Here is a 9,429-nt window from a genome sequence, read left to right on the forward strand (position 1 = left end):
ACCATGGCCTCGGTTCTCGAGCACGCTGCGCTCTTCCGCGACGTGAAGAACGCCGAACGCTTTCGCGAGCAGGTGCTCGACGCGATGACGAACGGCCTGCTGAGCACCGATGCGCAGGGGCGCATCGTGTTCGCCAACCGGACGGCACGTGAGCTCGTCGGCGACCGCGCCGTCCTCGGAGAGCGCCTGGACTCGCTGCTCCGGCTCCCCGAAGGCGGCAACGCCGTCACCCGCACCCTCCTGGAGGACGAGGCCCACCTGCAGGCAGACGGTCTGCTCTGCACGGTCGACGGAGCGGACATCCCCGTGCGCCTCAACCTCACGCCGTTCCGACCGGAGGAGGGAGGACGGACCGGAGCGGTGTGCGTGGTGGAGGATCGTCGCTCCGTGCGCGCCATGGAAGCCGAGATCCGGCACCTGGACACGCTGGCGGCGATCGGTCGCTTCGCGAGCAGCCTCGCCCACGAGATCCGCAATCCACTGGGCGGAATCCAGGCGGGAATCGAGTTCCTGGGCCGCAGCATGGACGACGACGCCGACACGCAGGAAAGCCTGTCGGTGATCCACGGCGAGATCCGCCGGCTCGACGGGATCCTCCGGAACCTGCTGACCGTGGCGAAGCCGCGGGAACTCGTCCTGGGCGACTGCGAGGCCGCCGAACTCGCACGCCGGTCCACCGAGGCCTTCCGTGCCCTCGCCGAGACCGTCGGAGTGGAGATCCGCGTGCGGGCCCATCCCGAGAGCGGGACGCTGCACGCCGACCGCGACGTGCTGCTGCAGGTCCTCACCAACCTCCTCAAGAACGCGATCGAGGCCTCGTCCCCGGATTCGTCGGTCGAACTCACGGTCGGTCCCGGGCGGAGCGGCCCCGAAGGCGAGCACGGTGGCGTGGTCTTCGAAGTCCTCGACCGCGGACCGGGGATCGACGAGGCCGATCTCCCGCATCTGTTCGAACCCTTCTTCTCGAGGAAGTCCAACGGCACGGGGCTCGGCCTGTACGTGTGCCACGGACTCGTCCAGCGGCACGGGGGCGACCTCCGTGCCGAGAACCGTCCCGGCGGTGGCGCCCGCTTCGTGCTGGAGCTCCCCCGCGTCCCCGCCCTCATGGGAGGCAGTCATGAGCCGTCGCATTCTGGTGGTCGATGACCAGGAATCCATCCTGTTCTTCCTTCGGAAGACGCTCGAGCAGGAGGGCTACGAGGTCATCGGCGCGGCGAGCAGCCGCGAGGCCCACGAGCAGCTCGCCGAATCGATCCCCGACGTCGTCCTTCTCGACCTGAAACTGCCGGACGGTTCGGGGCTGACGATCCTCGAGGAGTTGCAACGCGACGAGCCCGACCTGGCCGTGGTCATGATGACCGCCTTCGGCGACGTCGACACCTCGGTCCGCGCGATGAAGCTCGGCGCCTTCGACTACGTGAACAAGCCGATCCGGCTCGAGGAACTGCTCGGGATCCTCGACCGGGCCATGGCGCGCACGCGTCCGAAACCGCGCACGGCCGGTGGCGACCAGAACGAGCAACTCTTCCGTCGGTCCGTCGGCATCGTGCCGAGCGGGTCGCAGAAGATGCGGGAGGTCTACGACCTCGTTCGCCGGATCAGCGTGAGCGAGAGTTCCACCGTGCTGATCCAGGGCGAGAGTGGCGTGGGCAAGGACGTGGTCGCCAACCTGGTCCACCAGAACTCGGGGCGGCGCGACCACGCGCTGCTCGAGATCAATTGCGCCTCGTTGCCCGAGAACCTGCTCGAGAGCGAGCTGTTCGGGCACGAGAAGGGAGCGTTCACCGACGCCATCAGCGAGAAGGTCGGGCTGCTCGAACTGGCGAACAAGGGCACGTTGTTCCTCGACGAGATCGGGGAGATGAGTCTTCCCGTCCAGGTGAAGCTGCTGCGTGTCCTCGAGAAGATGAGCTTCCGTCGGGTGGGGGGGATCAAGGACATCACCGTCGACGTACGCATCCTGGCCGCGACCAATCGCGACCTGAAGAACGCGGTGGCCGAGGGGACCTTCCGCGAGGACTTGTACTATCGGCTGAACGTCCTGCCCATCCACATCCCCCCGCTGCGCGATCGGCCGGAAGACGTCGCCGTGCTGGCCGAGCACTTCCTGCGGCTGTACAGCGAACGATTCGGCAAGCACTTCGAGCGCCTGGGCGACGACGCGCGCCGTCTGTTGACCGATTACGGTTGGCCGGGCAACATCCGCGAGCTGAAGAACATGATGGAGCGGGTCGCCCTGCTCGAGGACGGCCGGGAGCTGGAGATCGGCCAGATCCCCCTCGGACGGTCCGACGAGGAGGAGACCCGCGACGTGATCCGTTCGATCGAGCAGGCGATCACCGCGACCATTCCCGCCGACGGTCTGGACTTCGAAGGCCTGGTGGAGGGCCTCGAGCGCTCCCTGATCGAGAAGGCCTTCCGAGCCGCCGACGGGAACCAGAGCCGCACGGCCAAGCTACTTCGGCTGAACCGTGATAAATTGCGCTACCGGATGAAGAGCTTCGAGCTGCTCTGACCTGCCGCCGGGTTCCTCCCGGGGCGGCCGGGCAGCGCCCGGCGGGAGGACGGCGTGCGAAGGACGGTGGAACGAGCCCTGGGGGTACTGGGCGTCCTGGTGCTGGTCGCCGGCTGCGGTGTGTACAGCACCAAGCCCGGGCGTCTACGCGAGGGTCTCGAGACCATCGCGGTCCCGATCTTCGAGAACCGGACCACCGAGCCGGGAATCGAGATCCAGCTCACCGACACCATCACCGAAGAGCTGATCCGCGACCGGACCCTCCGGATCGTGGACGAGAACGAAGCCGACTCGCTGCTGCTCGGGACCATCCGGCGGTTCCGCTTCGGCGAGGCCTTCTTCGGGGCCGACCGTGCGGCCGAGGAGTACACGGTGGAGATCGCGGTGGAGGTGACGATCGTCGATCGGGCCGGAGGTGAACCCATCGTCGGCCCTCGGACGATCCGGGGCGAGGGCAACTACTTCATCGACGAAGGCCCCGAGGGCGAGGCCGAGGCCCGGGACCAGGCCTCCGAACAGATCGTCGAGGGCATCCTCGGTCTGGTCGTCGAGGAATGGTGATCGCGCCGTGCTGAGAATCCTCGATCCACCCGGCTTGCGGGCCGAGTTCAGGCAGAACTCGATTGCGCCCGCCTATCTCCTTGCCGGACCAGATGGTTACCGCGCCGAGAAGACGGCGCGCTGGCTCCGCGACAAGGTCGTCGACGCCGCCCTGGGCGGGCTGAACAGCGAGTCGGTGTGGGGCGACGAGACCACGCCCGGAAAGATCGCCGAGGCCGCGTCGGCGTACCCGATGTTCGGCGGGCGTCGCTTCCTCTGGGTACGCCACGCCGAACAGCTACTCTCCGGCGCGGCCCTCGACCCCTTGCTGCGGTACCTCGAGAACCCCTCGGACTCGACGATCCTCGTGTTCACCAGTCAGAAGCTCGACAAGCGTCTGAAGCTCACCAGTGCCTTCGCGAAGCACGGGCACGTCGTCGAGTTCGCCCGGCTCTCCGGGCGTGACCTGCTCGACCAGGTCACGCGCCAGGCGCGGGCACACGGCCTGGAGCTGGCCCCGGAGGCCGTCTCGACCCTGGTCGACCTCACCGGCGAGGATCTGGCCGAGATCGATCAGGAGCTCGCGAAGCTCGCCCTGCAGCCCGACGCGGCCGGGGGAACGCTGGGTGCCGAGCGCGTCCGGGAACTCGTCGGCCGATCCCGGGACGTCGACGCCTTCGAGCTCGCCGATGCGCTGGACCCCGCGCACCCGCTCCAGTTCGTCAATGGGTGGACCGAACGGCGGCGACGTGGTGGGGACGTCGTCGGTGCTGCGGCCATCCTCGGCTGGCGGATCCGCCAGCTCGCCCAGCTCCGCGCAGGCCTGGACTCCGGGATGGACGCCCGGGAAGCGGCCTCGGCGGCCGGCCTGGCGCCGTTCCAGCAACGACGTGCCATCCCTCTGGCCCGCAATCACTCACCCGCACATCTCGAGAAGACACTCGAGGTGTTCCGGCAGGCGGACCGCCGGGCCAAGAGTTCCAGCCTCGGGCCCGACCTCGCGTTCGACCTCGCGGTGTTACGGTGGGCCACCGGCCCGACGAGCTGAGGCCGGCTTGACACACGCCTCGCTTGACCTATTCTGCGCCGCACGAGGGCGCCTTGGCCCGGGGGCGTCATGGTGAGAACCACAGCCCGAGGTGAAACATGCCTGGACCGGTGAACATCGACGAATCGACCTTCGAGGCCGAGGTGACCAACGAGAAGGGGCTCGTCCTGGTGGACTTCTGGGCACCGTGGTGCGGCCCGTGCCGCATGATCGCGCCCGTCCTCGAAGAACTCGCCGGCGAGTACGACGGCAAGGTGAAGATCACCAAGGTCAACGTCGACGAGAACCAGACCCTGGCGGGTCAGCACCAGATCCGCAGCATCCCGACGCTGATGATCTTCAAGGACGGCCAGCACGTCGACACGGTCATGGGTGCCGTGCCGAAGCAGGCCCTGACCGAGAAGATCGACCAGCACGTCTAGGACGGGGTCACTCGACCGAGAGACCCGGGAGACCCGAGAGAGCCGGGCGCAGGTGCGCACCGGCTCTTTTCGTGTCCGCCCCATGAGTTTACATAATGTATCTTATGCGCCACCGTGTATCGGCCACTGCGCGGGCCATCGACGCCGACTCCGGTCGGGTCTCAGTCCCCGACCGCTCCCGGGACGTGTTTCGTGTAGCGTGCCACCATCGGCAGTTCGGTGCGTTCGCCGGCGAGCGCCTTCACGAAGGCCACCGCCGACACGACGATGAACCCGGCGAGCAGTCCGACGCGCAGAACGAGCATCACGAGTAGACCGATCCACGGAATCCGACCGACGGTGGCGTCCACGACGATCGCCGCACCCAGCGCCACGGCCTCGAGGAAGAACAGCACGAACCCCTGCGCAGTGTGCCAGCGCACGAAGGCACCGGTCCGGCCGGCCAGGATCGGGACGAGGAACCCCGGTCCGAGGTACGCGAGAGCGGCCATGATGCGGTCGCTCGTGCGCGGTCCGGGCCGCGCCGAGGAGGATCGGCCCTGCGGGTCGTCCGTGGTGGCTCGGCTGGTCACGCGCCGGTCCTTTCGACGACCGGCCTCCACTCGCACGGCGCGGTAGCGGCCGGTGGGTCGGTTCCGCTCGGCGCGCGGTGCTCGGGATCAGCGCAGCGCTTCGAGCGTGTCCAGGCGGTTCTGGATCTCCTGACGCGACGAGAAATTTTCCACGTCGGTCAGGGGTGTCAAGGCCGCGATGGCCTCGTCGATCCGCCCGATTTCCTGCAAGACCCGAGCCTCGCCCAGGGCGGCCTGGACGGCAGCGGGCGCGTCGGGCGGGACGGCCTCACGAACGGCCCGGAACTGCTCGACGGCCAGTTCCATCTCTCCGAGGCCCTCGTGGGCCAGCGCCAGGCCCAGCCGGGAGCTGGTCGCGTACTGGCCACCCGGGGCTTCTTCGAGGTAGGAACGGAATCGGCCCATGGCCTCGTCGTGCTCGCCGAGTGCGAGGTGGCTGGCCCCCGCGAGGTACAGGGCGGCCTGGCCCTCCTGGGTGCCCGAGAAGCGCCCCAGCAGCTCTTCGAGCTCGAGAAGGGCCTCGTTGTACTGGCCGTTGGCGTAGGCGGAGCTGGCCGCGAAGTAGGTGCGCGCGGCCTGCACCTGGCTGCTCTGGCGCGACTGCTGGATGAACACCGCCACCACCACGACGACCGCGACGGCCGCCACGCCGACCAGGATCGCCATGAAGTTCTTCTGGAGGTACGCCGTCACGCGGGCCGTCGTGTCGAGGAACGGATCGTGACGGAGCTCTTCCTTGGTCAGTCGAGCCACTGCGAGGTCCTTCGGGATTCGATGGATAGCCGGGCCGGGGACGCGCCTGAGGGCGGCAGTCCCCTGTTCTGCGAACTCCCAAGTGTAGCGGCGACACGCGGCCAGGGCAACGTTCCGCGGCAGCGGGCCGTGCGCGTCCGGCCGGGCTTCCGAAGGCGACGTGAAGGGACTTGTCAGGGCGCCCAGAGCTGGCATCGTAGCGGAGAACCGGGTCCCCGACGTGGCGAGCGCGATGACGACCTTCAGCTGCCATCACTTCGAAGCTCTCGATCCGCACGAGCTGTACACCGTCCTGCGACTGCGGCAGGAGGTCTTCGTGGTCGAGCAGGAGTGCGCCTACCTCGACGCGGACGACCACGATCTCGAAGCCTGGCACGTCCTCGGGCGCGAGAACAGCCGCGTGGTGGCCTACGCGCGGATCCTGCCGCCCGGGACCACGGACCCCGACCACGTGTCGATCGGCCGGGTTCTCACGGTGCCCGACCGCCGGGGCAGCGGGATCGCCCGCGCCCTCATGGAGTCCACACTGGGAGTCGTCGCCGCGCAGTTCCCCGGGCGGCCGGTCAGGATCTCGGCGCAGAGCTACTTGCTCGAGTTCTACGCGTCGCTCGGTTTCCGTCGCATCGGCGAGCCCTATCTCGAGGACGGGATCGAGCACGTGGCCATGGTGCTCGACGCGCGCGCCGCCGACTGACGACCGCGCGCACGCCACCACCCCACCACGAACTCAGCCCGCCGTGGCGATGTAGTTCTCGAGCTGCTGGATGTGGAAGTCCCGGTCGTCGATCGCCGCACGGACGACGTCGCCGATCGAGATCACCCCGATCACGTGCCCCTGCTCCACCACCGGCAGGTGACGGATCCGTTTCTCCGTCATCAGCGCCATGCAGGCTTCGATGTCACGATCGGGCTCCACGCAGATCACGTCACGGGTCATGATCTCTCCGACGGCGGTGTTCCGGGAGTCCCGCCCGCGAAGGATCACCTGCCGCGCGTAGTCCCGCTCCGAGAGGACCCCGACGAGCCGGTCGCCCTCCATGACGAGCAGGGCGCCGATCCCGCGCTCGGCCATGGCTTCGACCGCGCGGAAGACGGTGTCCAGGGGCTGGACGGCGTGGATCGCGTACCCCTTGTGTTCGAGCAGACGTCGGACGGTTCGAGACATGATGGCTCCTGCGTCCAGGGGGATCTGCTGGTGGCAGAGTATACGATCCGGGAGCGGGACCGGGACGTGGGTGCCCGGATCGCCGAACGCGGCAGGTGACGCCCGGTCTCCCGCCGGGTAGACTCCGTGACTCGCGCCCGCTCTCCTGCCCTCGGAATCCGGTGTCGGTCCCCGACAGTCCTCGACGGCTGTGGTGCCGGAGATCCGTGAGGACGACACGCCCGATGATCGGAAGAACCCTTTCACACTACGAGGTCACCGCGCTGCTCGGCGAAGGTGGCATGGGCGCCGTGTACCGTGCGACCGACACCGATCTGGGGCGCGAGGTGGCGCTGAAGGTCCTCACCGGGCTCGGCGACCACGGGTCCGAGCGCCTGGCGCGCTTCCAGCAGGAGGCGCGCACCATCGCGGCGCTCAACCACCCGAACATCGTGACCCTCTTCGGGGTCGAGAAGGTCGACGGAACACCCTTCCTGACGATGGAGCTGATCGACGGCGAGCGGCTGACCTCCCGGATCCGGGGTGACGGGCTGGGTCTCGAGGAGCTGCTGCGGATCGCCGTCCCCATCGCGGACGCCGTCAGCACGGCCCACAAGCAGGGGATCACCCACCGCGACCTGAAGCCCGACAACGTCATGATCGATCGCGACGGCCGGGTGAAGGTGCTGGACTTCGGTCTGGCGAAGCTGCGCGACACGGCGCACACGGACGACGACGTGACACGCACGATCGCCGTGCACGAGACCGCCGAGGGGCGGATCCTCGGCACGGCCGCCTACATGTCACCGGAGCAGGCCGAGGGCAAGCCCGTCGATGCACGCAGCGACGTCTTCTCGTTGGGCATCGTCCTCTACGAGATGGCCACGGGCCGCAAACCCTTCGACGGCGAGACGGCGATCTCGACGATCAGTTCGATCGTGAAGGAGCAGCCGCGCAGCGCGCTCGAGGTCAACCGTGGCCTGCCGCGACACCTGGGGCGGATCCTCGACCGGTGTCTCGCGAAGGACCCCGACCGCCGTTACCAGAGCGCGATCGAACTGCGCAACGAGCTCGAGCTGCTCGACCAGGAATCGAAGTCGGGCGAGCTCGAGATGTGGGTGCCCTCGAGTGCGACGGGTGCACCCCGGGCGGCGGGGCGTGGTGTTCCGCTCGCGGTGTTCGGCGCCGCGCTCCTGGTGGTGGCCCTCGCCGCGTTCTTCGCCACGCGCGCGTTCACGGGCGGCGGTGTGGCCGGCGACGACGTGGCCGTCACGCACGTCGAACCCCTCACCCTGCAGGGCAACGTCGCGAGCTACCCCAGCCTGTCGCCGTCGGGGGACCTCTTCGCCTACCAGGCCGTCGAAGGGGGCGATCTGGACATCTTCCTGCAGCGTGTCGGGGGCCAGCGCCCCATCAACCTGACCGCCGACCACGACGGTCTCGATCGGCGCCCCGCGATCTCGCCCGACGGAGAGCGCATCGTCTTCGAGTCGTCGCGCGGCGGCGGCGGGATCCACGTCATGGGCACCACTGGCGAGAGTGTCCGCCGCGTCGTCGAGGGCGGATACGATCCGGCCTGGTCGCCGGACGGCACCCGGATCGTCTACACCACGTCGCTCTGGTCGGATCCGGCCGGACGCAACACCGAGGGTGTCCTGTGGATCGTCGAGGTCGACGGCGGAACGCCGCGCGCGCTCACCGACGCGTCGATGGACGCGGTCCAGCCGGACTGGTCGCCCGACGGCCGGCGCGTCGTGTTCTGGAGTGTCGAGTCGCCGAGTGGCCGCCGGGATCTGTGGTCGATCGGCGTCGACGGCGACGGACTCGTCCGTCTGACCGACGACGAACCCCTCGACTTCTCGCCGCGCTTCGGACCGGACGGTCGCAGCGTGTGGTTCGTGAGCAATCGCACCGGCACCTACAATCTGTGGCGCCTGCCCGTCGATGCCCGGACGGGCGCCCCGGCGGGTGAGCCCATCGCGGTCACCATGCCCAACGACGAACTCTTCCGGATCGACGTGAAGGCCGATCGGATCGTCTTCGCGGCCCCGGACAACGACGGACAGGCGGTGCGCATCGACCTGCCGGCGCGGTCGGACGCGCTCGGGACGGTGCGGTCCGTGACGCGCGGCACCCTGTTCGTCCAGCGCCCGCGCGTGTCGCCCGACGGCACCCGCATCGTCTTCTACACGCCGATCGGCACCGGCTTCCAGGACATCTACGTCGTCGCCGTCGACGGCAGCGACCTGCGGCGCCTCACCGAGGATCCCTTCCGCGACCGCGGGGTGAGCTGGCATCCCGACGGCGAACGCCTGGTCTTCTACTCCGACCGCAGCGGCAGCTACGAGATCTGGACCATGCGCGCCGACGGGAGTGACGCACGGATGATCAGCGACATCGCCGAGCGCGGCCTCGACTCGCCGTGGTATCCGCGC

At 68.8% G+C, this 9,429-nt stretch carries 10 protein-coding genes; 7 read left to right on the forward strand and 3 right to left on the reverse strand.

Annotation, left to right across the window (positions count from 1 at the left end):
- The 5 genes from VKA86_08240 to trxA form a co-directional block, all read left to right on the forward strand.
- Positions 1-1,146, forward strand: a 1,146-nt coding sequence (locus tag VKA86_08240; GenBank protein ID HKK71194.1) for an ATP-binding protein, incomplete at its 5' end; no start/stop codon positions are given.
- Positions 1,118-2,515: a sigma-54 dependent transcriptional regulator gene (locus VKA86_08245; GenBank protein ID HKK71195.1), complete on the forward strand. Its 1,398-nt coding sequence runs from the start codon at positions 1,118-1,120 to the stop codon at positions 2,513-2,515. The genes VKA86_08240 and VKA86_08245, both read left to right, overlap by 29 nt.
- Before the next feature lie 54 nt (positions 2,516-2,569).
- On the forward strand, positions 2,570-3,076 hold the full coding sequence (locus VKA86_08250; GenBank protein ID HKK71196.1) for an LptE family protein: 507 nt from the start codon (positions 2,570-2,572) through the stop codon (positions 3,074-3,076).
- Positions 3,077-3,083: 7 nt separating this feature from the next.
- Complete coding sequence (gene holA, locus VKA86_08255; GenBank protein HKK71197.1) at positions 3,084-4,103, forward strand: DNA polymerase III subunit delta; 1,020 nt, start codon at positions 3,084-3,086, stop codon at positions 4,101-4,103.
- Between the two features lie 98 nt (positions 4,104-4,201).
- The gene (trxA, locus tag VKA86_08260; GenBank protein ID HKK71198.1) at positions 4,202-4,525 is read left to right on the forward strand and encodes a thioredoxin; all 324 of its coding nucleotides are present in this window, start codon (positions 4,202-4,204) and stop codon (positions 4,523-4,525) included.
- Positions 4,526-4,686: 161 nt separating this feature from the next.
- Here trxA and VKA86_08265 read toward each other — a convergent pair whose 3' ends face one another.
- The gene (locus tag VKA86_08265) at positions 4,687-5,097 is read right to left on the reverse strand and encodes a hypothetical protein (protein ID HKK71199.1); all 411 of its coding nucleotides are present in this window, start codon (positions 5,095-5,097) and stop codon (positions 4,687-4,689) included.
- A gap of 87 nt (positions 5,098-5,184) precedes the next feature.
- Positions 5,185-5,850, reverse strand: a complete 666-nt coding sequence (locus VKA86_08270) for a tetratricopeptide repeat protein (GenBank protein ID HKK71200.1) — start codon at positions 5,848-5,850, stop codon at positions 5,185-5,187.
- Positions 5,851-6,070: 220 nt separating this feature from the next.
- On the opposite strand from VKA86_08270, the gene VKA86_08275 reads away from it, so the two are divergent.
- Positions 6,071-6,544 carry a GNAT family N-acetyltransferase gene (locus VKA86_08275; protein HKK71201.1) on the forward strand — a complete coding sequence of 158 codons (474 nt, stop codon included), beginning with the start codon at positions 6,071-6,073 and terminating at the stop codon, positions 6,542-6,544.
- Between the two features lie 33 nt (positions 6,545-6,577).
- Here VKA86_08275 and VKA86_08280 read toward each other — a convergent pair whose 3' ends face one another.
- Complete coding sequence (locus VKA86_08280; GenBank protein HKK71202.1) at positions 6,578-7,015, reverse strand: CBS domain-containing protein; 438 nt, start codon at positions 7,013-7,015, stop codon at positions 6,578-6,580.
- A gap of 224 nt (positions 7,016-7,239) precedes the next feature.
- On the opposite strand from VKA86_08280, the gene VKA86_08285 reads away from it, so the two are divergent.
- A partial coding sequence (locus tag VKA86_08285) for a protein kinase (protein ID HKK71203.1) occupies positions 7,240-9,429 on the forward strand: 2,190 nt, incomplete at its 3' end.

This window comes from Candidatus Krumholzibacteriia bacterium (genome assembly GCA_035268685.1).
Taxonomy (GTDB): domain Bacteria; phylum Krumholzibacteriota; class Krumholzibacteriia; order JAJRXK01; family JAJRXK01; genus JAJRXK01.